The organism is Streptomyces profundus (genome assembly GCF_020740535.1).
GTDB classification, from domain to species: Bacteria; Actinomycetota; Actinomycetes; order Streptomycetales; family Streptomycetaceae; genus Streptomyces; species Streptomyces profundus.
In genome coordinates, this window is record NZ_CP082362.1 from 4,104,256 (window position 1) to 4,126,727 (window position 22,472).

General features: G+C 67.7%; 19 protein-coding genes, 1 tRNA gene and 2 pseudogenes. 9 read left to right on the forward strand and 13 right to left on the reverse strand.

The genetic code is table 11. The features are described 5' to 3' along the window. Positions 1 to 102 precede the first annotated feature (102 nt). The 3 genes from K4G22_RS18165 to K4G22_RS18175 are packed head-to-tail and all read right to left on the reverse strand — an operon-like array spanning position 103 to position 1,245. Positions 103 to 414, reverse strand: a complete 312-nt coding sequence (locus tag K4G22_RS18165; RefSeq protein WP_228081343.1) for a hypothetical protein — start codon at positions 412 to 414, stop codon at positions 103 to 105. Next, a complete protein-coding gene (locus K4G22_RS18170) occupies positions 411 to 683 on the reverse strand; it encodes a hypothetical protein (RefSeq protein ID WP_228084136.1) in 273 nt (90 codons plus the stop codon). The genes K4G22_RS18165 and K4G22_RS18170 overlap by 4 nt, the downstream gene beginning before the upstream one ends. Before the next feature lie 16 nt (positions 684 to 699). Beyond that, positions 700 to 1,245, reverse strand: a complete 546-nt coding sequence (locus K4G22_RS18175; protein WP_228084137.1) for a bifunctional DNA primase/polymerase — start codon at positions 1,243 to 1,245, stop codon at positions 700 to 702. A 244-nt stretch (positions 1,246 to 1,489) separates the two neighbouring features. On the opposite strand from K4G22_RS18175, the gene K4G22_RS18180 reads away from it, so the two are divergent. Beyond that, the gene (locus K4G22_RS18180; protein WP_483414800.1) at positions 1,490 to 2,866 is read left to right on the forward strand and encodes an NsdA family TPR-like regulatory protein; all 1,377 of its coding nucleotides are present in this window, start codon (positions 1,490 to 1,492) and stop codon (positions 2,864 to 2,866) included. An 8-nt stretch (positions 2,867 to 2,874) separates the two neighbouring features. On the opposite strand, the gene K4G22_RS18185 is transcribed toward K4G22_RS18180, so the two are convergent. After that, the gene (locus K4G22_RS18185; protein ID WP_228081345.1) at positions 2,875 to 3,771 is read right to left on the reverse strand and encodes an aminoglycoside phosphotransferase family protein; all 897 of its coding nucleotides are present in this window, start codon (positions 3,769 to 3,771) and stop codon (positions 2,875 to 2,877) included. 1,252 nt (positions 3,772 to 5,023) lie between these two features. Here K4G22_RS18185 and K4G22_RS18195 point away from each other — a divergent pair. Then, positions 5,024 to 5,517, forward strand: a pseudogene (locus tag K4G22_RS18195) (GNAT family N-acetyltransferase). Between the two features lie 90 nt (positions 5,518 to 5,607). On the opposite strand, the gene K4G22_RS18200 reads toward K4G22_RS18195, so the two are convergent. The 4 genes from K4G22_RS18200 to K4G22_RS18215 all read right to left on the reverse strand — a co-directional run bounded on the left by K4G22_RS18200 (position 5,608) and on the right by K4G22_RS18215 (position 10,120). Then, complete coding sequence (locus K4G22_RS18200; RefSeq protein ID WP_228081346.1) at positions 5,608 to 6,141, reverse strand: hypothetical protein; 534 nt, start codon at positions 6,139 to 6,141, stop codon at positions 5,608 to 5,610. Between the two features lie 86 nt (positions 6,142 to 6,227). Next, a complete protein-coding gene (locus K4G22_RS18205) occupies positions 6,228 to 8,216 on the reverse strand; it encodes a hypothetical protein (RefSeq protein ID WP_228081347.1) in 1,989 nt (662 codons plus the stop codon). Next, on the reverse strand, positions 8,213 to 9,376 hold the full coding sequence (locus K4G22_RS18210) for a 5'-methylthioadenosine/S-adenosylhomocysteine nucleosidase family protein (protein ID WP_228081348.1): 1,164 nt from the start codon (positions 9,374 to 9,376) through the stop codon (positions 8,213 to 8,215). The genes K4G22_RS18205 and K4G22_RS18210 overlap by 4 nt, the downstream gene beginning before the upstream one ends. Beyond that, the gene (locus tag K4G22_RS18215) at positions 9,377 to 10,120 is read right to left on the reverse strand and encodes an NUDIX hydrolase (RefSeq protein WP_228081349.1); all 744 of its coding nucleotides are present in this window, start codon (positions 10,118 to 10,120) and stop codon (positions 9,377 to 9,379) included. A 578-nt stretch (positions 10,121 to 10,698) separates the two neighbouring features. Between K4G22_RS18215 and K4G22_RS18220 the strand changes: the two are divergent. From K4G22_RS18220 to K4G22_RS18235, 4 genes and pseudogenes are all read left to right on the forward strand, one after another. Then, positions 10,699 to 11,266 (forward strand): annotated as a pseudogene (locus tag K4G22_RS18220) (Uma2 family endonuclease). Positions 11,267 to 11,377: 111 nt separating this feature from the next. Beyond that, a tRNA-Phe gene (locus tag K4G22_RS18225) sits at positions 11,378 to 11,443 on the forward strand. Between the two features lie 810 nt (positions 11,444 to 12,253). Then, on the forward strand, positions 12,254 to 12,484 hold the full coding sequence (locus K4G22_RS18230; RefSeq protein WP_228081350.1) for a DUF397 domain-containing protein: 231 nt from the start codon (positions 12,254 to 12,256) through the stop codon (positions 12,482 to 12,484). Between the two features lie 196 nt (positions 12,485 to 12,680). Beyond that, entirely contained in the window at positions 12,681 to 13,535 is an 855-nt protein-coding gene (locus K4G22_RS18235; RefSeq protein WP_265590268.1) for an SAM-dependent methyltransferase, read from the forward strand. A 10-nt stretch (positions 13,536 to 13,545) separates the two neighbouring features. Here K4G22_RS18235 and K4G22_RS18240 read toward each other — a convergent pair whose 3' ends face one another. Continuing rightward, complete coding sequence (locus K4G22_RS18240; protein WP_228081352.1) at positions 13,546 to 14,409, reverse strand: helix-turn-helix domain-containing protein; 864 nt, start codon at positions 14,407 to 14,409, stop codon at positions 13,546 to 13,548. A 469-nt stretch (positions 14,410 to 14,878) separates the two neighbouring features. Between K4G22_RS18240 and K4G22_RS18245 the strand changes: the two genes are divergently transcribed. Beyond that, complete coding sequence (locus tag K4G22_RS18245; RefSeq protein ID WP_228081353.1) at positions 14,879 to 15,922, forward strand: hypothetical protein; 1,044 nt, start codon at positions 14,879 to 14,881, stop codon at positions 15,920 to 15,922. Between the two features lie 207 nt (positions 15,923 to 16,129). Then, positions 16,130 to 17,599 carry an alpha-amylase gene (locus K4G22_RS18250; RefSeq protein ID WP_228081354.1) on the forward strand — a complete coding sequence of 490 codons (1,470 nt, stop codon included), beginning with the start codon at positions 16,130 to 16,132 and terminating at the stop codon, positions 17,597 to 17,599. Between the two features lie 74 nt (positions 17,600 to 17,673). Here the strand turns inward: K4G22_RS18250 and K4G22_RS18255 are convergent, their stop codons facing one another. The 3 genes from K4G22_RS18255 to K4G22_RS18265 all read right to left on the reverse strand — a co-directional run bounded on the left by K4G22_RS18255 (position 17,674) and on the right by K4G22_RS18265 (position 20,601). Beyond that, positions 17,674 to 18,585 carry an SAM-dependent methyltransferase gene (locus tag K4G22_RS18255; protein WP_228081355.1) on the reverse strand — a complete coding sequence of 304 codons (912 nt, stop codon included), beginning with the start codon at positions 18,583 to 18,585 and terminating at the stop codon, positions 17,674 to 17,676. Between the two features lie 111 nt (positions 18,586 to 18,696). Continuing rightward, positions 18,697 to 19,680: an aldo/keto reductase gene (locus K4G22_RS18260; protein WP_228081356.1), complete on the reverse strand. Its 984-nt coding sequence runs from the start codon at positions 19,678 to 19,680 to the stop codon at positions 18,697 to 18,699. Between the two features lie 12 nt (positions 19,681 to 19,692). After that, positions 19,693 to 20,601 (reverse strand): helix-turn-helix transcriptional regulator, encoded by a 909-nt coding sequence (locus K4G22_RS18265; RefSeq protein WP_228081357.1) that lies wholly within the window; start codon positions 20,599 to 20,601, stop codon positions 19,693 to 19,695. A gap of 144 nt (positions 20,602 to 20,745) precedes the next feature. On the opposite strand from K4G22_RS18265, the gene K4G22_RS18270 reads away from it, so the two are divergent. Further along, positions 20,746 to 21,639, forward strand: coding sequence for an SDR family NAD(P)-dependent oxidoreductase (locus K4G22_RS18270; RefSeq protein ID WP_228081358.1), 894 nt, complete (start codon positions 20,746 to 20,748; stop codon positions 21,637 to 21,639). 54 nt (positions 21,640 to 21,693) lie between these two features. Here the strand turns inward: K4G22_RS18270 and K4G22_RS18275 are convergent, their stop codons facing one another. After that, on the reverse strand, positions 21,694 to 22,356 hold the full coding sequence (locus K4G22_RS18275) for a DNA polymerase ligase N-terminal domain-containing protein (RefSeq protein ID WP_425336800.1): 663 nt from the start codon (positions 22,354 to 22,356) through the stop codon (positions 21,694 to 21,696). Positions 22,357 to 22,472: the final 116 nt, after the last annotated feature.

Sequence of the window (22,472 nt, forward strand, 5' to 3'; positions counted from 1 at the left end):
CCCCGCGTGGCACCGCTCAGGGGATTGAGGCGGTGCTGCGCGGGGCCGAGGTCCGAGCGGGTGGGACCGACATGCGGCCCAGCACGTACGGGAGTTCGGTCGTCAGCCGGTGGCCGTTGGCGGTTCGTCCTTCGCGCTGGCCTTGTGGAGGAGTTCGTTGGTGAGGCCCGCCATGATGAGGGTGGCCAGGGCTTCGGCGGTTGCCGGGCGGATGGTGCCGAGGCGGACGACGCCTTCGCCGAAGACGTTGACGTCGGCCTTGAGTTGGGGGAAGAGAGCGGCGAGGTCGAGGGTGTGGAGTTGCGCGGCAAGGTGGTCCGTCGCCCGTTTTGCCTCCGCCCAGCCACGGACGTACGGGGCGTCGGCGTTCAGGTCGGTGGCGCTGCGTGCGCAGACGCCGCGTGGGTCGGTCATGGTGTCCTTCCTCCCGGACCGCTGCTGTTCTCGTGCTCTTGGGCGCAGTTGAGGCCCGTCCGGATTAGTTCCGCGAGGCGTTCGGCCGTGTGCGGGGAGATGCGGCCCAGTTCGATCAGCCCCATGCCGAACGCGTTCAGGTCGGCCCGCAGATAGGGGAACTCGCTGTCGAGGCCGGCCGCGATCAGGACGTCACGGAGTCCGGCGACGGCATCGCGGGCCGCGTACCACTCGCGGCTGTGGATCGGGGACCAGGTGGCCGCGTCCATCGGAAGATCGTCGTCCCTACTGGTCACGGTCCGTTCCTTTCCCGCTGTCGCCAGCGGTGCGCCGTGACAGCGCTTCGCCGTAGCGATCGGCGCGGAGGACGAGTTCGTGGGCGGCGACGAGCATCGCGGCCAGGGTGACGGCGTGGGTCGGGGTGTTGTCGAGCCGCTTCGCCGGGGCCCGGAGCCACGTGTAGCGGTCGCCCGACAGCGGCATGGGGCCGGGGACAACAGCCAGACTGTTCGACCCCAGGTAGCGGTAGGTGGGCGGCTCGGAGCTTTCGGAGGCGAGCGTCCGATCGAACGGTGCACGCGAGCCCGGGAAGAGGAAGAAGCCGATCTGGCGCGTCGCCCAGTCCGCCATCACCGGTCCCACGGGCATCTGGTGCCGCTCCAGTTGATCGAACGTCTCCACGCCGATCCGCTGCTCCAGCACCACCACATCGAAGAGTCGGCCCGTCGGCAGCGCGTACGGTCGGCGGGGATCGTCCGCCCACACCTCACGGCACCGCTCCGGCAGGTCCGCCGCCTCGGACAGCCACCCGAGTCCTCGCCGCGTCATCATCTGCACGCCACCTTCACCTCACTCCAAGCCGGTTCAGCGGCCCGACGACCGCCGTGTGACCAGCCTCGGTTCCCCGGCGCGCGTCCGGGAGACGACGGCAGGTGACGGGGGATGACGTGTCACCCGGCCTGACGTCATCCCCCGTCACCGGCCAAGCGGGCGACTGCCGAGGGGAGTTGCTTCACAGTGAGGCCGTGGCTCCGTACAGTCAGAAGTCGGCGGCGTCCGAAGGGGGCGGGGGAGCATGACGGACGATCCGGTGTCTTCCGGAAACCTCCTGCGGCAGGCGAGGAAGAGGCGCGGGTGGGGTCAGCTTCGGCTGGTCCGGGGGATGCGCACGGCCGCAGCCCAGCAGGGTATGTCGCTGCCGGCCGACGCCAGCGTGAAGCGTCGGATCGCGAGTTGGGAGAACAGCCACAGCGTCCCCGACGAGTTTTACGGGCCGATCCTCTCCAAGGCCCTGGGCATGAGCGCTGCTGAGCTGGGGCTGAATCACCTTGGGGGCCATGACGCGCGGTTGCTCGACACCGGATACCCGGCGACGGTCGAGAGCGCCATCATTTCCGTCACCCAACTCTGGCGCGCCGATCTCAACGGCTACGAACCGCTGCTCACCTCACAGCCCTCCGAACCGACCTGGCATGAGGCATCGGTGACGTGGCTGGTCGCTCCCGAGCCCGCGCCGCTGTCGGCGGAGCGCGGCTCCGGGGTGCGGGTCGGCCTGCCCGATGTCGCGGCGATCAAGACGACAACGGATCTGTTCTCGCAGCTGGACGACCGTTTCGGCGGGGACCACGCGCGGCACTCAGTGATCCACTACCTCAGCCGGGACGTGAGTCCGCTCCTCTCCGGGCAGTACAAGGAGGCCGTGGGGCGGGCACTGTTCTCCACCGCCGCCGAATCCACGTTGCTCGCCGGCTGGATGTCCTATGACGCCTGTCATCACGGCCTCGCCCAGCGGTATTTCCTCCAGGCACTCCGGCTCGCCCAGGACGGGGCCGATCGCCGGCTCGCCGGAAGCATCCTGTCGGCGATGAGTCACCAGGCGACGTTCCTCGGCCGCTACACCGAGGCCGCGACGCTCGCCCGCGCCGCCCGCATGGGCATTGCCCGTGTCGCGACGCCGACGCTCATGGCCCAGTTCCACGCGATGGAGGCCCGCGCGCTGGCTCGCACGGGGGACGCACGCGCCTGCGAGATGGCCCTTGCCGAGGCGACCAGGGCGCTGGAGAGTCGGAACAGCACCGACGAGCCCGAGTGGATCACCTACTTCGACGAGGCGGAGCTGGCCGCCGAAGCCGCCCACTGCTTTCGCGACGTCAACAGCGCCCGGCAAGCTGTCGCCCACGCGCAGAACGCCATGAGCGGGTCTCATGTCCGCAGCGACTTCTTCGCCACCATGGTCTTGGCCGACGCCCATCTCCGCGCCGGGGACGTCGAGGAGGCATGTCGCGTGGCGTTGGACGCGCTTGACCTGGGGGAGCAGCTCAAGTCGGCCCGCTGTGTCAGCTACCTCGCGGAGTTCCGCGAGCATCTGGCCCGGGTGGGCGATACCTCGGCGACCCGTGACTTCTACGGGCAGGCCGCCGGACACCGCCTCTGGCTTGCCACCGGCCGGTAGCCCGCACGTTAGAACGGCTGCCAGTCGCGCCGGCTGCCGTCGGTGCGCAACGTGTGGAGGCGACGCCGGAATTCCTCGGCCGACTTGGGGTCGCCGGACGTTCGGGTGCCCAGCCATAGCATCATCATCAGCTCGCGGATGTCGGCCAGCACCTCGTAGCCGGGCCAGTTCATCAGCTCGAAGCCGTAGTGATAGACGAACGACTCGTACTCGGCTTTGGTGTGCCAGCCGAACCGCTCGTAGTAGAGCGACGTCAGCACCAGATCCCATTCGCGGTGGCCCAGGGCGAAGCTGTCCAGGTCGATCAGGATCGGGTGGCCCTGCCGATGACGGAGCGCATTGCCCACGTTCGCGTCACCGTGGATCGCCCCGAAGGGAAGCACGAAGTCCACCCGGCTCAGGTCCTTCTGAAGCCGGGCAGCCCGCTGTTCCAGCAACTCCCGGTCGTGCTCAGAGACATTGGTCAGTGCCCGCATTCCCTCGGCGACACGGGAGAACGGGTCGTAGTACGGCAGGCCCAGCGACTCCGGCTCCTCCAGCCAGTGCAGCCGCTTCAGCAGGTCGCCCAACTCGTCCAACCGCGCGTACTCCACACGATCCCGGGCGCTCTCCCAGTACGTCACCACCCGACCCCCGACGACAGTTGGTTGGGCCACACCGGGTACGAGGCGGGTAGCCGGGTAGTCCTCCGACTCCAGCCACCGGGCGACGGCGACGCCCCGTTTCATCTCCTCGGCAGCACTCGGGTCCTGGGCGATTCGGACAATGACGGGGGCGGAGGCCAGCCGGAACACCGCGTTCGAGCCGAGCCGCAGCAGTTCGGCTCCGCCCGCATCCAGCCCTGTGGCGGCACATGCCTGCGTGAGAACGTCACGTGCCACGTCCTCCGTGAACTCCGACGCCATCCAGCGCACCTCCAGGACTGGTGATCCTTCGACGCTACCCCCGGTCACCTGCCCGCAGACAGGTCCACCGTCGCATCATGGCGCGATCTGACCACCGCTCACCGCCGCTCCAGGCGGTAAGGGGGCGCGTTCGCGTCGGTATCGAACGCGCCCTCAGAGCCCCGCATCGACCGGTTGTGCGCCCTGTCTGCCGCATCCGGGCGGGGCCAGGGTGGCGAAGGAGGCCGGTGGTCTCCGGCCCAGTCAGGAATCTTCCAGGAGGAAGCTGGTGCCCAAGCAGTTGTTCAAGTGTGGCCACAGGACCAAGAGGGGAACGGCGTGCCGGAAGGCGTGCATGACGGGCACATCCCGATGCGAGGTGCATCAGGGCTCGTTGACGTCGTACGCCGTCACTCAACGCAAGAAGCGTGAGGCGAAGAAGACCGGCAAGAGCCGTAAGAAGTGACCCGAGAGGGCGCCGTTCCCTGACATCCATCGCTGACATCAACGGGCCCGGACGAGGGCGGATCGGCGGGGACCGTGGCGTACGGACAGGCACGGCGTCCGCCCGTTGGGCGGGGCGTCCGCGCGAACTCCTAAAGCGGGTGTCGCAGGTTCGAATCCTGCCGGGGGCACCGCTCGTCAGGTCGCTGACCTGGGGGTTTTCGCCCAGCGAAGCACTCTATTCGGCCTCGGACTCCCCGTCCGGGGCCGTTTGCGTGCGCGGTGCGTGAGCGGACGGGGAGTTGATCTGCCGAATATCGCCCGACGGATCAGCATCACCTGGTACGGGCTCCCCCGCGTTGTCGGGGTCGGGCTCCTCTTCTCCCGTGGCGCGGGCGCGCGGTACGGGCTGGGCCGCTGCCTCGGCGATCGCCAGGTCCGCTTCGGGGAGCAGACTCGTGTGCGTATCGGCCGGTGTGGTTGCTCGCCTTCTACGACCAAGCGGAGTTGGACTCCCTGGCCCTCCGCGCGCACCTGGCGTTCGGCGACTACCCGGTCGCCGAGTAACACGCACACTGCTGCCTGTCGGCCATCCGGCCGCACATGGTCCGCTCCCGGGCCATCGCCACAATCTGGCTCGCCAATGCCCAACTCGCCCAGGGCGACTCCGACGCCGCCACGGCGACCGCAATGAATGTTTCCTGCGACGCAGCCACCCGACACGCCCGAGTGTCGCGGACGCTCAAGGAGTTCAGCTCCGGGCCACGGCGCCCGGCAGCACCACCACCCAAACCTGGACCGAGCAGGCCGCCACCTGGAGAGTGGCCGCATGACCACGGCACCCGCCATCGAACTGCGCACCTTCACCACTCTCGACCTCGTCTGCGGGGACCTCCTCGACGTGTACGCCGAGGTGCACGCCCCCCTGCTCCAGCTGCCGAACTAAGCGGTCACGTCGTTCGGCGAACGCCTCGACCGGCACGGCATCGAGCCCGGCTTCACGGTCGTCCTCGCCTACGCGGACGGCCAACCAGTCGGCTACGCCTACGGCAGCACCAGCGAACACCTTGACCGCTACTGGCAGCGCACCGCCCAACGCCGCCGGCGAAGTACACCGAACACCCGGTCGTGGCCCTGAAGGAGATCGGCGTCAGCCCGTCCTGGCGCAAGACCGGCACCGCCCATCGCGTCCACGACACCCTCCTCACCACCCACCACGAGCCGTTCGTCAGGCTCATGGTCAACCGGGCAGTTGGCGACGGGAAGGTCCACCAGCTCTGTCGGTCGCGGGGCTACGAGGACATCGGCCAGAGCCAACCGTAACTGGCCTCGCCGCTGCTCACGGTGATGATCCGCGCCGTCGGCTGATCTCATGGGCAGATCGCGGTAACCTTGATTCTTTCGTGGCGAGTACTACCACTCCGCGTAGCGCAGGAACTGCCAGCCCAGTACGGCCAGGGCAAGGGTCTGGGCGAGGGAGGCGATCAGGAGTAGGGGCGGGGTAGCGGGGGAGCACCAGAATGTGGTCACACAGGTCATGGGTAAGGCCAAGTAGGTGAACAGGTCCACCGCAGCCTGTAGCCGCTTGCGCAGGGTGCGCCTTTCATCGCCGCGGTGGTAGGTCTCCCAGCCGAACACCGCGCCGCTGGCACCGCTCAGCTCGGCCAACCGTGGTCCCAGCTGATCGCGGATGTAGCACCCGACCGCGGAGATCTTCTCGTCGTTGACCAAGTAGGTCCAGCCGAGTACCAGGCAGATCACCGGGATGACGAGCAGCAGTTGTACCTGCTTGGTCTGGACGGCGATCGCCAGGACCGCGGTGGACGCGGCGAGTGTGAAGTAGAGCAGATTGTCGCGGAACCCGATCCGGGTCTTCTGTTCCTCCTTGATGCGGTCGTACTCGGCCAGCAACAGTCTGCTCTCAGTGACGTCTTCCGCGGCGGCCATGGACGGCTCCTCAGCTCGACTCCGGCGGGACTGGTGAGCGGGTGGGCAAGGGGCGGGTGCTCCGGTCCCTTGCCCACCCCGGGGGCTCAGTCGGCAGTGCGGAAGGATGGCAGGTTCTTGGGGTTGTTTCTCTCGATCCAACCCTTTCCGTCAGCAGCGATTCCTTCCAGGAGGCGGAAGGCGTGGATGAAACCACTCGCGTTGAGGCTGATGTCGGCGAGTTCCTGGGCGCTTTCGTCCGGCGCCAGTTGATGGGTGTCGGCGTCTTTGACGCGGATGCTCCTGGCCGGCCCGTTAGTCAGGATGAGTTCCAGGTCGTAGCCGACACGGGAACTCTCTGTGACCTGCACTGAGGACAGTGCGTCGAAACGGTAGTTGCTTCGCTGTTGCTCGTTCCCGCGCTTCGCGTCGGTGAAATTCAACTCCGTGCTGATCTCCCGAACACCGTCCTGCGTGACCAAGAAAAGGCGGAAGCTGTAGCGCGAGTATCGCCAGGGACCGCCCTTTACCCGCCCTCGTTTGTAGGGGCGCGCGGGTGTCATCAGGATGGTGTGGGTGATCAGATCGTGCCACGTGAGCTGGTAGTGGCGGAGCGCTTCGTCGACGAATAGCGTCTTGTCGCAGGTGAGCCAGGTCTCCATTTGCAGCTCACTGGGCCGCATGGCGTCCAGGAACGACCTCCACTTCTGATAGGCGATTTGCCGCGCGGTCAGCTGCTCCTTATACTCCTGGGTTTCCCTGGCCATCCGGTGTTCTTCGCCCTGGGCCAGCAGCCACGAGGCAACGGCCGCACGTCCGGACAGGACCGCTCCGACCAAGGCCAGGAAGGCCAGCGGCATTTGCGACGAGCCGGCACCCGAGGCCGCTGTTCCGAGAAGCGCCAGAGTCGCGCCGCCGAGAGTGACGAGGGCGACCACGCACAGCGCCTTCGCCACCAACGGGGTCTGGTTCTGATAGTGGTCGTCGAACAAAGTGCCCTTGTTGTGGCGGTCGCGAGCATCCTCGGCGAGATAGCGGATCAGCCAGTTGACCCGGTCCACGCTGATCCGGCTCTCACGGTAGAGAAGAGCGATCTCAGTGGCGAGGTCGTTGCGCATGTGGATGGTGTGATCACGCCATTCTTGAGCCGTAAATCCGTGCGGCGTGTGAACGCTGAAGTAGTGGTCGAACGAATGGCGGACCCTATGGGTGAACCCGCCACCGGTGGAGGCAGCATCTTGCATTTGTGGGGTGTGGGGCTCCCGGAGCCTGGCCTTCCGTTGTTGTTCCTGATGCCACCACTGGGGGCCGAATTGAGCAGCGGTTAGCCCTGCGGCGATGCCCACCAATAACTCGATGAACGCCGCGGACGGATCCGCGGCCAGCGCCAAGGCCCAGAGGAACGCGGTGGCGATGACGAACGCGCTGGCCCGAAGGGGAAGGGATGCTTGGTCGGCAGTAGCGGTGCCCGGGCGAGGCGGCATGGCCCGCGGCCCGATGGGCTCGGGTTCGAAATACGCCCAGACCCGGTTGACTCGGTCATTCTCGAAGCGAGCTGCCTCGGCCCGTTCGCGGTTCTCGGCCCACAGGCTGTCCTTCAGCCCTCCGGTGAGGACGAGGTCGAGGTGGTGGACGATCGCGTCACGTCGGCGAGGCGACAGGGCCTGCAACCGCTCCGATACGCGCCCCGTTTCGCCGACCGCGGTGCCGAGCATCGCCAGCAGTTCGAAAGCCACCTGCAGAGCGTCTTTCCACCCTCCTTCGGCGTAGGTCCGTACGAGCCCGGAGGCATGGTGCAGACGCTGGACCTCCTCGGTGCTGAGGTCGTGGTAGGCACGAGCGCTGAGCATGGCGAGCACCCAGTGGAAACGCACCTCGGCGTTGTCGTATCCGTGTGCGATCGCGTCGCTGATCATGTCGCGAGCACGGCTGGAGACGCCATCCTCCAGAAACCGCACGCCGACCTTGTATTTTTCCTGGGGCGACGCGTCTGGATGGACGAAGTAGACGTTGGAGTTGTGTACGGTCTCGGCCTGGATTCCGACGGTGGAGTCGTAAGCGGCCGAAATGTGCGGGACACCGCTGCCGTCATTCATGACAAGTTGCCTGCCGCAACTACCATGGGTGCCAGCCTGGCCGTCAGCTCGGGAGAATCCGCGATCAGGCCGCGTAACCTCTTGAGCGCCATGGTCGTCGTCTTGGATGCCTCGGCGGTGTTCTCGCTTGCCGCCTGCCGGGCGGAGCGAAGCTCGACCAGTGCCTCCTGGTAGGTGTCGCCGTCAAGCGATCCGTCAAGGTGGTGACGTGCCATGTGCTCACGGAAACTATCCAGGTCTGCGATCAGGTCAGTTGGACCGGTGGCCTTCGGGGCCGCATTCATGAAGACGCTGCTCTCCTTGACCGAACCGGCCATGATCCCAATCGTGCTGTTATGGGCGGTGTTGCTGACGTGCTCCTGGGTTCCGCCGCCCGTCTGGGGCTGTTCCGCCTCGGACATTGCGATCTGCTCCTGTTCTGCCACCAGTTCCACCGCCAGCCGAGTGGCGAATGCCGCCGCGTTCGCCGCAGCCTGTGGTTGCCAGTTACGGTCGTTCGCGCTGCTCTTCGTGCCGTCCGCTCGGTCGCTGATTCCCCGGATGATGGCCACGGGTGCTCCGTTGAGATGACCGGCCTGTGCTATGCCGGCGGCCTCCATCTCGATCGCGAGCGCGTCGTTGTAGTGCTGCCGAATCCACCGAGCTTCGGCCGAGATCCTCGAGTTCTGTACGACCTCGCCCGCGGCGATGGCGCCGAAGCGCACCTGCGGCACGTGCTCACGGCCAGGCATGTCGTCGGCCCAGTCGTCCACGCGAGCCAGATGCGAGCCGAGTTGACTGATACCGTGCGCCGTCTCCCATACCCGGGGACGGGCCTTGAGGCCGTCGTCCTCGCTGGTCCCGCCGTGGTAGGCGTACACATGGCTGGCCATCACCACGTCGCCCAGCCTGGCGGTGCCCCACAGCGCGCCGGCGACTCCGACGAACAACAAGGCCACCGGCGAGAACTCCTGTATCGCCCGCTCGGCGATCACTGCGGCAGACTGATTCCCCTTGTTCGTCAGACCGAGCACGATGCGACACGAAGTGCCCTGCACGGTTCCCACCTCGAACCGGGTACCACGCTTATGGCGGTGGACCTGTGGACGGGATAGTTTCTGGCGCATGGCCTGGTATTCGAGATTGAGAGCAGTGAGAATCACCACCGGGTTTTTCGGCATCTATTTCCCTTTCTCTCTCATGTCCTTTTCCGTTCCGGGCGGCGCGGGTCGTATCAATGGCGGGAACAACGTCGTCGTTGGCCCGGCGCGGTACAGCCGTGCGGGCCGCCCTCCCGTGGCCCTGCGTTCCGATCCGGCGGGGACGATGAATCCTTTGATGGCCTGGATCTTGCGGTAGAAATTGCGGGTGTCGAGTTCGGTTCCCCAGACTGCTTCGTAGACCTGCTGCAACTCGGCTATGGTGAAAACGTCGGTGCAGAAGGCCGTGGCCAGTGCCGAGAATTCGAGCTTGGTGCGCGCGCGTTCGACTCCGTCCTTCACGATTTGGTGATGATCGAAGGCCAGTTCCCTCGCGCCGGATAGGACGGATTCCGCAGGTGCCCACGCGGCGTCCCTGGCGTCCGTTCCCGCCACCGGTTCGGGCAGCTCCGGTGCGATCGCCAAATGGGCCACGGAAACAACGCGGCCCCTTGGGTCGCGGCCCGCGTCGCCATAGGTGGTGAGTTGCTCAAGATGCACCTCCCCGGCGGCGAGGGAGGTTTCCTCGCGCAACTCGCGGTAGGCGGCGTCCTGGATCTCCTCACCGGTGTGATTGAGGAATCCGCCGGGCAGGGCCAGCATGCCCTGAAAAGGATCTTCGTTCCGCTCCACAAGGAGTACACACAGCTCCCTTTCGCGCAGCGTCAGGATCACCAGATCGACCGTCAGTAGCACCGGTGTGGGGACCCATGCGTCAGCTTGCATGAGGCGAACCGTACTTCGGTTCCTGTCGCTCTGACAAGAAGTGCAGGTGGGTGGTCTCTGGTGCTCTGGCGTTGCGTGCGGCCAGCGTTTCTGGGAGGACGCTATGTGGCCTTGTGGCCGTTTCGCCCTTTCGGGGTCGTGCTCTGATCCCTGCTCCTTCCAGGTAGCCGGAGGCTTCCGCAATGCCGTACGAGCGGTTTCCAGCCGTACCTATTGCGTCGGCACAGGAGCCTCCGGAGCGGTGCCGCGAAATCTTCGTCGCTTCGGCCAGCGGCCGCATAGACGCTCGCGGAATCGCCGGACCTCGGCATGGGACGTGTCATGCGGCCTATGGGGGGACGGCTCGCGTCGCCGGTGGGACGGCACCCGCCGTGCGGCCACCAGGTCATCGACGCCGCTCGTCTGTTCCGATCCCCTGGTGGCCAGTCCACCGTGCCGATTCCTGATCACCGCTGGCTCACCGATTGGAGGCCCGCCGGCGGGCAGTGTATGAGCGAGATCAGCGTGCCGGACGGATCGCAGACAGTACCCTGAACGCACGGGATCGGGCCCGCGACACAGTGTCTGGGAGGTGCTTCATGACGGCCGAGACGGTCGCCCCAGCGTGGATGCATGAGCAGATCACGGCGGAGGAGTACGAGTCCTGGTCCGAGGAACAGTGCGCCGGCATCGAGATCGTGGATGGGATGGTCGTCGTGAGTCCGGGTGCGTCCAAACGACACAATCGAGTGGCCAGGATTTTCGCGAACGCCTTGGACGCGGCTGCGGGCCCGGAGTGGAATGCCGACACGGACTTCGACGTCCGGCTTCAGGATGTTCCGCTGACCAATCGCCGCCCGGACGTCGTTGTATACCGTGCGGACACGATTGATATCGCCCCCACGCGCTCTGAGCATGTGCTGCTGGTCGCGGAGGTGGTGCCGCCGGGCTCCGAGAGCACCGACCGGATCGTGAAGGTCGACCAAATACGCCAAGGCTGGCATTGGCTTTTACTGGCGGATCGAGCAAGCCGCGACAGGCGTTCCTCTCGTGTACACCTACGTTTTCGACCCCGCGACGAACGCTTATCGGGACGGAGACGTTTTCACCGGCGTCCTCAAGGCCGCAGCTCCCTTCCCGGTGGAATTCGACCTCACCCGGATCTGACCACATGCTGATCAGCCCACGGCGGCGCGTGAGCGAACTGCCCGATACAGGGCGGCAGGAGGCGGATCGTTTGGCTCGCCGCGCGGCTCTAATCAGGGGGACAGCAGCGCCGTCCCCGGCAGGGGTTCGATCCCACTCCTAAAGCGGGTGTCGCAGGTTCGAATCCTGCCGGGGGCACCGTGCTGAGGAGACGACGCCGCGCCGGTGAGTCCGGTGCGGCGTCGTCGTTGTGGCTGTGAGGGGTCCGCTCTATTCGTCGCCGTGGGTGTGGTGCCGGATGAGGAGCAGGAGGGAGGCGGCTAAGGACGAGCCCGGCAGGTCTGTGGCCGTGAGCATGGTGGCGATGACTCTCGCGGCGAATCGCAGAAGGTGTGAAAGCCGGGAGCGGCATACCGTCCGTGGTTTGCGGGTGTCGGTCTCTTCCGCGTAGGTGTGTCCGCAATGCGCATCACCTGGGCGATCGGAGTGTTGTGCCATGGGGAATATCTCCTTCAGACGGTGGGAAAGCATGGGCACCGTATTCGATCTCCGAATCGGCTGGCATAGACGGTAATGCGCTCGGCGGGGCCCACCTGCCACGTTTCGCCGTTCGCTCTCCGCGCCGTCGTGTCGGTGCAAAGGGATCGTGGCTCCCGCGTCATGTTCACGGATGGACGGTGATGACGCGGAATGCCGCCCTGGGGGGCCGAGGCGGGTGGGTGGCTATATCGTCCCAGGTCAAGTGACTTGGGAATAGTTAGCGAACATATGACCGCCGCACGTGCCTCTGTTCTTCGCTCTATTCGGCGGGGCGATCGGTCCGGATGCGACGGTTCGCAGAAATTTCTCCCGCGGTATGCACTTGCGCGCCGGCGCACCACCAGTTGCCGAGGATTTCCACGAAGTCGTCCGCTTGAGGACAGGGTTGGGCGGCCATACTTACAGCAGCCGAGGCCTGCAATTGCAAGTGTCGGAGGGGGAAGTGTGTCGACCACGGGAGGCGGCGTCATGGCACAGCCGAACACGTCCGGAAGTGAGACAGGCGAGGTCGCGCTCGTCTGGCGGAAGAGTTCCCACAGCAATCACAACGGTGACTGCGTCGAACTGGCGACGCTCCGCGCAGCGGTTCTGCTGCGGGACTCCAAGGACCGCGAGGGTCCGGTGATCCGCTGGGGCAAGGGCTCGATGCGCGTCTTTGTGGGACGTCTTCGCGGTGGTGATGGGTTTCTGGCCGGCTGACTTGTTGGCACGGTCTTGGAGTGGTGGGCCGAGGGGGTCTTTCGGCCATGATCACGTGGGGGTGGCAGCGTTCCTGGACAGGCGGTGGGCCGGCGCGTACTGATGAGGGCTGAGGCAACTGCGCTGCTCCGCACGTGAGTGCGCAGCTGCCGCAGCCGGGCACGGGGCGAGGGAGGCGGACCAGAGGGTGAGCGCTGTGGACGAGACGCCGGAGCCGTCCGAGAACGTCGGCGTGCCCGTGGACCTGGGGCAGGACCGGCCCCACAGCGCGCGAATGTATGACTACTACCTGGGTGGAAAGACCAACTATCGGGTTGACCGGGAGGCTGCTCAGGCGGTTATCCGACGTTTCCCCGCCATGCCCATGCTCGCCCGGGTCAACCGCGCGTTTATGCGTCGCGCTGTTCGCTTTCTCGTCGCCGAATGCCGGATCACCCAGTTCCTCGATGTCGGGTCCGGGGTCCCGGCGGCGCCCAACCTGCACGAGATCGCCCAGGCCCAGGAGCCGAGCAGCCGGGTGGCCTATGTCGACACCGACCCCATCGTCCTGGCCTATGCGGACTCCCTGTTGACCAGCTCACGGGAGGGCAGGACCGCCTGCCTCGCGGCCGATCTCACCGAGCCGGCCGCGGTGTTCGCGGCGTTGGAGAAGGACGGCTGTCTCGATCTGGCGCGGCCCGTCGGGCTGAGCCTGCACGCGGTGCTCCACTTCGTGACGGACGCCCAGGATCCCTACGCGGTGGTCGACGGACTGCTCGCCCGACTCGCGCCGGGCTCCTATCTGAGCGTGTCGCACTGCACCGGCGATTTCGCCGCCGAGCCCTGGCGGGAGGTCATGGACCTCTACCGGGGGTGGGGCACGCCCACGCAGGTTCGCTCGCGCGCGGCGGTGCTGCGTTTCTTCGACGGCCTCGAACTCGTCGATCCCGGGCTTGTCGTGGCGCACCGGTGGCGCCCGGAGCCGGTCGGCGGACCAGGGCTGGTCGGCGGACCCGAGCTGGTGGCCGACGCTCACGCGTCGCTCTATGCCGGCGTCGCGCGGAAGCTCTGAACGGTCGGGATCACCGGTGGGTTTTCCTGGTCAGCCGATCGAGATGATCGCGGATGCGCCGTCTCGTGTGGATCGTGGACATGCTGGCGTGAAGTAACCGATCGAAGCTCTTGCATCGTTCGTCCACCTCTTCGGGCTCCTGGCAGACGAATGCGCTCTCGTGGCGCTCCTCGTAGAGGATCGTGGGGAGGATCTGTTGGCCGAAGTCGAAGAGGATCGTCTGCCCGATTCCGGTTGGCATGTTGTATTTCCGTAACTCCGCGATATGCAGCCCGTAACGACGGTCTTCGGCCAGTTCGAGGAGCTTCTCCAACTGCCGTCGCATGACCGTGGGGTTGCCGTAGCCCCGGATGAGGGTCGCCTCGTCCAACACGCTCGTGTAGTGCTTTCCCTTCGACTGCGCGTAATGCCCTTGACGTTCCATCCGGAGATTCACGCGCCGTCGGATGTCCCTCTCCGATCCACCGCCCATTCCCACGCTGATCGCCCAGTGCGCGTACTCCTCCGTCTGTAGCATGCCCGGAATGCGATCGCGGTCGTAGACCCGGATGTACTCCGCCTGTTCTTCCAGGCTGATCAGGGTGAGAAGCTTCTTCTGCGCGACGCCTCGCCATTCGGAGCCCTGCCACCAGCGCCGCCTACTGGCCTCGCTCAGCATGTGGGAGAGCAGGGCCTGTTCCTCGGGCGTCGCGTTGTAGATTCCGCAGGCCTTGAGCAGGGTCTCTCGTTTGCACGGGGTTTCACCGGTCTCGTTGCGGCTGAGTATGTAGGTGCTGATGCCGAGGAGACTCGCAGCGTTCTTCTGGCTGAGCAGGGCCGCGTCGCGCAGCCGCCGCAACTCACGACCGACCACCATGTGCTGGGCCGTGGGCACGGCACCATGGAGTTCTCTCGACTGTCGTCGGGCCGGTTGGGCTCCCACTGAGTCTCTCCTCGGGCGTACTGACAAGCGGGGCGGTCCCGCTGACCGCATCTCAACATCGTGCAGCACCCGAGGGGACAGCCTCTGCCCAATCGGATAGATGACCGAATCCTGGCGATAGGTCCCTCGTGTGCGCCAACGCCCTCCTGCCAGGAAACATGCCCCTGGAATATGCCCGGGATCGGGGGGAGGAGTCACTTCCGAGCAGTCGTGCAACTGCATGACGACGCCACCGGCTTGTGTCGCATGCCCCGTGCCCACGCCGGTGCCTCGTGTTCGCAGCTCGCGGGACGGATCCTCGACTCCGCGCCGTACAGAGGGGGCTGGGGCCGGACCGCCCTCCTGTGAACGAGCGGCGACTGTCAGTGGTGCGCGCTATCGTCGGGCCAACGTTGGCAGTGGCGTTGGGGGAGGGAATCCGATGGCTGATCGTCGTCTGGGAGCGGTTCGGGAGGAGTTCCGGACGGACAGCGGCAAGCGGGCCGTGGTGGGCTGGTCCGCCCTGGCGCTGGGGGCCGTGGCGGTCGCCGTCGGGGTGCCGCTGCTGCTGGGGCAGGCCGACGAGGCGCGGGAGGGCTTCGGCCCGACGTTGATCCCCGGGCTGCTGCTGGGCGTGGGGTTGGCCGGGCTGGTCGTCGGCGGCGTGCGGGTCTGGCAGGCGGTCAGCCGGCCCGGCGAATCCTTCGCGCTGCGTGAGCACGGCCTCGTTCACCACCATGCGGAGGAGCGCACGGCGGTGTTCTGGGAGGACGTCGCGCGGGTGCGTGATCAGCGGGCGCGTGGGCCCGAGTTGCTCGGCTCCGACGTGCACTGCCGCATAGATGCCAGGGACGGCGGCTCCATGCTGATCACCGGCTATACCGAGGAGGCCCGGCGGCTCGCCGACGCGGTCGCCGAGGCGGTGGGAGGGGGCGATCGGGGCCGGGCCAGTAGCTTCCGCGCCTGGTGGTGGCCGGTCGGTGCCGTGGCTGTCGTTCTCGCGACAACGCTGGGGGCCGCCGCCTGGGGGCATGCCCAGCGGGAGCCGATCCCGGGATTCGAGGCGGACGATCCCCGTGCCTGTCGCTACTTCTCCGAATCGGAGCTGGAAGAGCTGCGCCTCGACGAGGGGTATCGGCTGCCGCAGCCGGTGGACGAGCGGATAGTCGACGCCTGCCGCTTCGGGACCAGGATCGTCTCCTCCATGGGGGGAGTCCATGCGAGCTCGGTGGTGGTGCATGTCTGGGATCGCGAAGCCGCCGAGCTGGCCGAGGAGTTCGGGTTCACCGCGCGGTCCGAGGGGGCCGATGTCCACGAGGCGGAGGAGATCTCGAACTCCCCGTACGAGGTGACCTGCTCGGTGCTCTACGAGATAGCCGACGCGCGCTCGGTGAGCGTGCAGATCCGGTTGGGCGGACCGGGCATGTCCACCTGCGAGGAATCCCTGCCGGACGCCGTCCCGCACCTTCTGGGCAAGCTGCCCTGAGGCGGCGGACGGTGTGCGCTGACTGAAAGAAGTTGCAAGCGGAGCGGCGGTGGTTCGGGGCGCAGCGGCAGGACACCCGGAGACGAACGTCTGCGCGGACTGTTTACAGCGTGAGCCGACGCTCATACGATGCCGCAAGTTTCTGCATCTTCTTGCAGAACGGCCGCTGGCGCGTGTGGCCTTCCGGAGCAAGTCGAAGGAGCCGTTGTGCGCAGGAAACCCCCACACCCCACCCCGTCCCGCACGACCGGGTGGCGGATCGCGTTGCTCGGACTGCCCGTCGCCGGGCTGATCACCGCCCTGATCCCCGGCAGCGGCATGGCCGCCTCCGAGCCGGCCGCCGAGGCCAACGCCGGGCAGGCCGTGTCCCCCCAGGCCGCCGAGAACGATGTGATCGCCAACCTCTGGGCCTGGAACTGGAGTTCCGTGGCCGCCGAGTGCACCGACGTGCTCGCCCCCGCGGGCTATGGCGCGGTGTGGGTCGCACCGCCGCACGAGTCGCTGGCGCACCCGGAAGGCGCCTGGTGGGACATCTACCAGCCGTTCAGCTATCAGTTGAGCGGCCGTCTCGGATCCGAGAGCGACTTCGCCGCCATGGTGCGGACCTGCGACGACGCGGGCATCCGGGTCTACACCGACGCGGTGATCAACCACACCGCCGCCATCGGCGGCACCGGCTACGCGGGCACCCAGATCAGCGACAAGTACGATCCGCCGATGTACTCGCGGGCCGACTACAACGTCGACATCTGCGACCGGGAGATCAGCGACTACAACGACATCTGGGAGGTGCAGAACTGCGAGCTGCTGGGGCTGCCCGACCTCAAGAGCGACAGCTCCTATGTGCGCGAGCAGTTGGTCGGCTACCTCAACTCCCAGATAGCGCTGGGCGTCTCGGGCTTCCGGGTGGACGCGTCCAAGCACATGCCGGCCGAGGATCTGGAAGCGATCATCGGCGCGCTGGACTCGACGGCCGACGGCGAGCGGCCGTTCGTCTTCCACGAGGTGTTCCCCGGGCCGACTCCGCCGGCTGAGGACTACTTCGGCAGCGGCCGGGTGCTGGACTTCGCCATGGGCGACCAGCTGAAGGGGGCGTTCGAGGGCGACATCGCCCAACTGACCGACTTCGGCGGCGGCCTGCTGCCGGCCGACGACTCCGTCGCCTTCGTCACCAACCACGATACCGAGCGCGACGGCCGGCATCTGACCTATCGGGACGGAGACACGGCCGTCCTCGCCAACGTCTTCCAGCTGGCCTGGTCGGACGCGCCCCCCACGGTCTACTCGGGCTTCGAGTACGAGGGCCGCGACGACTCGCCGCCCGCCGACGGCAGTGGGTTCGTCACCGGAACCGACTGCGACAACGGCTGGTACTGCCTGGACCGTGACCCCCGGATCACCGGCGCGGTCGGCTGGCGCAACGCGGTCGCGGGCGCCGAGGTCGGGGAGATCCAGTCCCCGCAGTACAACGTGATCGGCTTCGACCGGGGCGCGGGGCTGGTCGCCATCAACAACTCCGACGAGCAGGTGAGCGTCCAGCTCGGCACCCAGCTGCCCGACGGTACGTACTGCGACATGCTCAGTGACTGTGCCACCGAGGTGACCGTCTCCGGTGGTCAGGCAACGGTGGAGCTGCCCGCGAAGTCGGCGGTCGCCGTGCACGCCGGCGACAGCTGAGCCCCTCGTGCCGGACGGTCCCGTCCCCGCGACCCCGCGTCCTCCGGGGGACGCGAGGACGGGACCACCGCGCGTCAGCGCTTGATCGCCATGCCGCCGATCATCAACAGCCCGCTGTGGTCCAGGGGTTCGGAGACCGGACCGTTCGGGCGCCAGAGCGGGAGGGGAACCAGGCCCGGCTCCAGGAGCTCCATGCCGTCGAAGTACCGGGTGATCTCCTCCCGGCTGCGCAGCTGCCCCCGGCCCAGCGACTGGACGAGGACGTTCTGCAACGTCCTCGCCTCCGGGAACGAGTTGCAGAAGTGGGTGATGAAGAGGTGGCTGCCCGGGGCGAGGCGGGCCTTGTACGTCTCGACCATCCCCGCCGGGTCCTCCTCGTCCAGGAGGTGGTGGAGCACGGCGACCATCAGCAGGCCGATGGGCCGGGAGAAGTCCAGGAAGCCGTCCACCTCCGGGTGGGCGAGGATCTCCTCGACGTCCAGGACGTTGGCCGTCAGTACCTTGGTGCAGTTGTTCTTGGCCAACAGCGCTCGCCCGTGCGAGAGCACGATCGGATCGTTATCGACGTAGACCACACGCGCCTGCGGAATGATCGCCTGGGCGACCTCGTGGGTGTTCTGGGCCGAGGGCAGTCCGGAGCCGAGGTCGAGGAACTGGTCGATGCCCTGCTCGGCCAGGTAGCGAACGCCCCGGATCAACAGGTCGCGGTTGACGCGGGCGCTGTTCACCCCGGCGGCCGAGACGCGCCGCCCCTCCGCGATCACCGCCGCGTCCACGGCGTAGTGGTCCTTGCCGCCGATCGCCGCGTCGTAGACCCGGGCGATGCTCGGCTTGCTGGTGTCGATCGCGACCGGTTCCTGGCTGGGCCGGGCGGCGGTCCAGCTCCAGTCCGATGACGAGGCGGCCCCGGAGGCCGGAGTCTCTCCCGATATCCCGGTCGGCGTCGCGCCGTCCTGCCCGGGGCCTTCGTTGATCTGGTCCGCCATGGTGGGCCCAACTCTTTTCCACAGTCGAGTCAGCTTCCGGAGCAGTCTCTCATGGGCCCAGGAGTCCAGGCGGGCGCCCTGGGCGGGCCGGTCCGGCGCCCGAGGCGCTGGTCAGCGGCCCAGGAGGCCGTCGATCTCGGTCAGTTGAGCAGCCGTCAGCGGGCCGAAGCGCAGCGCGCCCGCGTTCTGCTCCGCCTGTTCCACGGTGCGGATCCCGGGGATCGGCACCGTGTGTGGGCTGCGGGCCCAGAGCCAGGCGAGCGCGCCCTGGGCGGGGGTCCGTCCCTCGCTGGTGAGGACGGCGCGGACCGCCTCGAACCGCTTCTGCCACTCGGGCGCCACCCGGCCGTCCCGGAAGAGGGTGAGCCACTCCGGCGGGGTGGCACGGATATCGCCGGGCCGGAGGCCCGCACCGGAACCGTACTTTCCGGTGAGCACACCCATGGCCAGCGGGCCCCGGTTGATGGCCGCCAGGTTGAGTTCCGCACAGACGGCGAGCATCTCCGGGGCATCCTGCAACACATTGCAGTTGACCTGCACGGTCGCGCAGTGCGGCCCCTTGGCGAACAGCCGAGCGCGTTGCGGGTCGTCCGTCGACCAGCCATAGGCGCGGATCAGGCCCTCGGCGACCAACTCCTCGCAGACGTCCCTCAGCGCGGCAGCCGCTTCCATGGGCGCGTAGTTCACATGGAGTTGGAACAGGTCGAGATAGTCGGTGCCCAGCCGGCGCAGTGTCGCGGTGAGGGCTTCCCGCGCATGCTCGGGGCGCAGGTCGGGCCCGTCGGTGGTGGTCTTGGTGGTGGTGTCGAAGACGCTGCCCCATTTGGAAGCGAGCACCACGGCGTCCCGACGCCCGGCGACCGCTCGTCCAAGCACCTTCTCGCTGTGCCCGGCACCATACACATTGGCTGTGTCGAAGAACGTAATGCCAAGATCCAGTGCCTTGTGGATGGCGCGCACCGAGACATCGTCATCGACCGGGCCCCAGCCCAGCGGCTCGCCGCTCTCGTTCTGCCACTCGCCGCCGATCGCCCAACAGCCGAAGCCCAGCGCGCTGACCTCGATACCGCTACGTCCTAGTTTCCGCGTATCCATGAGCGGAGTCTGTCACTTAGAGCGCTCTTCATGACCAGTGTCAATCGCAGGGGATCGCTCTCTGGCCGGGATGGGGCGGCTGGCGGTCCCGGTGTGAAACTCGCTCCAGCGCACCGCCAGTTGGGTGCGGCTGGTGGCGCCCGTCTTGGCCAGGACACGCCCCAGGTGTTTCTTCACCGTGGTCACCCCGACGAACAGCCGGGCGGCGATCTGCTGGTTGGTGAGCCCGCGGGCGGCCAGGTCGGCGACCTCACGTTCCCTCGGTGTCAGCGCGAGGTGGCGCCTCGCCTCTGCCAGTACCCGGTCATGAGCGAGAAGTTGACGGGCCAGCGGGGCCAGGTGGCGGCTCAGCGACCGCATCACCGCGATGTCGCGCGCCGGAATCCACCGGGCGCCACGCACCAGGGCGCCGACGTAGAACGCGCCCTCCTCGCCGGCGTCGATCATCATCCCGACCTTGTCCCGCACCCCGTGCGGGCGCAGGAACTCGTGGACGAAGGCGGCCTGGCGCGGATCCCGCTCGGGCTCCAGCTCGCGCAGCGTCACCACGCCGCGTTCGGTCAGCAACTGGGAAGCATGCGAGGAAAGAAAGGGGTCATCGGCGATCCAGCGGGTGGCGTACTCGTCCAGGAACGCTCGCGTGTAGCCACTTTTGATCCCATGGCCTTCGCGTAGCGCCGCGACGATGGTCGGACCGTGCAACACCACCACACTCGGGTAGCCGAACCACTCCTCCAGGGCGCGCAGCAACGCCTCCCGGAACGCGGGCAGATCGGGCGCCCGGTCCACCGCCTCGACCACGCCGAAGAGTCGGCGGTAGTCCTCCGGGGGCAGCGGTTCGCCGGCGGGCAGTTGGCGGGGTCCCGAACTCCGGGAGGCCACGGCCAGAGCGGCGGCACGCGGCGGGGGGTATGGCTCCACGGTCCCGTTATAGGGCGGCGCTCGCGTTCGGACAAGGCGGAACGTTCCACCTTTGGCCCATGTCGCGGCCACCTCCCGCCGGGAAATGGTCGTGCCATGACTTCTTCGGCGTCTTCGGCATCTTCGGCTCCTGTGACTTCGCCCATGCACGAACCATCGAGGCGTGAACAATCCGCCTCCGCGCACGAACCATCGGCGCCACCCGCCGGCCGCCACTGGTTCATCACCGGAGCCAACAGCGGCCTCGGCGCCGCCTTCGTCGACGCCGCGCTCGCCGCCGGCGACCGGGTGACGGGGGCGGTGCGCCGCCCCGAGACCATGGCGGCGAAGAGCGCGGCCCACCCCGAGCGACTGGCCGTGGTGCCCCTGGAGGTGACCGAGGCGGACCGTTGCGCCGCCGCACTGCGGGAGGCGGAGGCGGTGGGCGGACCGATCGACGTGCTGGTGAACAACGCCGGCTTCGGCACCGTGGGCGCCGTCGAGGAGACCGGAGACGAGGAACTGCGGCACGTCATGGAGGTGATGTTCCACGGGCCGCTGCGTCTGACCCGGCTGGCGCTGCCGACCATGCGCCGCCGGCGATCCGGCACCATCGTGCAGGTCAGCAGCATGGGCGGGCTGCTGTCGTTCGCCGGTGTCGGCGCCTACTGCGCGGCCAAGGGGGCACTGGAGTTGGCGAGTGAGGCGCTGAGCGACGAGGTGCGGCCCCTGGGCGTTCGGGTGCTGATCGTCGAACCGGGGGCCTTCCGCACCGCGTTCAACGGTGCCATCTCGTCGACGACGCCGCTGCCCGACTACGAGGCTACGGTCGGTCCGCTGCGCGAGAGCCTGCTCGGGACCGAGAACGGACAACAGCCCGGCGATCCCCGGAAGGCCGCGGAGGCCCTGTTGGCGGTGCTGCGGCTGCCGGACCCGCCCCTGCGGTTGGCGCTGGGCGACGACGCCTTCTCGGCGATCCGCGCCAAACTCGGCGCCGTGGAGGCCGATCTGGCGGTCACCGAACACCTCGGCACCGGAGCGGCCGTCAACTTCGGCTGAGCCGCGGGCGGGACGGCGCCACGGGGCACCGCGCTGCCGGGGGGCGCGCGGAACCTAACGCGCGCCGGCCGCCGTCTGCCGCAGCGTTCTGCCGGTGCGGGCCGATCGCGCGCGCGTCGGGTCGGGAGTGCCCCGGCGACCGGCGCTCCCGTCGTCGCGCTTGACCAACAGCCAGGCGTCGCCGCGGAAGCGGGTGAGGGCGAAGCCACCACGCAGCTTGCGGCCGTCGAGCCGGAAGGAGAGGTGCCCCCGCTCCAGCGCCTCGCGCACCGACCGGCCGCGCTCCTGCCGCCAGGTGCCCTCGTCCCAGATGATCACCGTGCCGGCTCCGTACTCGCCCTCGGCGATGGTGCCCTCGAAGTTCCGGTAGGCGAGCGGATGATCCTCGGTCGGCATCGCCAGCCGTTTGTCCTGGGGATCGGTCGAAGGGCCCTTGGGGACGGCCCAGGATTTCAGCACCCCGTCCGCCTCCAGGCGGAAATCGAAATGCATGCTGCTGGCATCGTGAATCTGCACCACGAAACGCGCGGCGGCGCCCCCGGAGGGCGATTCGGCTTCCGGTTCGGCGGTGCGGGAGAAGTCGCGTCGTTCGCGATAGGTGCCGAGTGATCCGGACGACGCCGGGGCGGCTGGGCCACTCGGGTGACCGGGCCCGCCCCTCGCGGCGCGTGGCCCTTTGCCGCGCCCGTTGTCGGCGCGGTGATCCTCACGGCGCATGGCGTTCACCTTTTCATGCTGACAGAGCCGGACAGTCCGCGCATTCCGAGCGGCGCAAGGTGAACACGAGGTTTCCCGGGAGGCTTCTCAAGATGCCGTTCCGGTGGGCCTTGGTA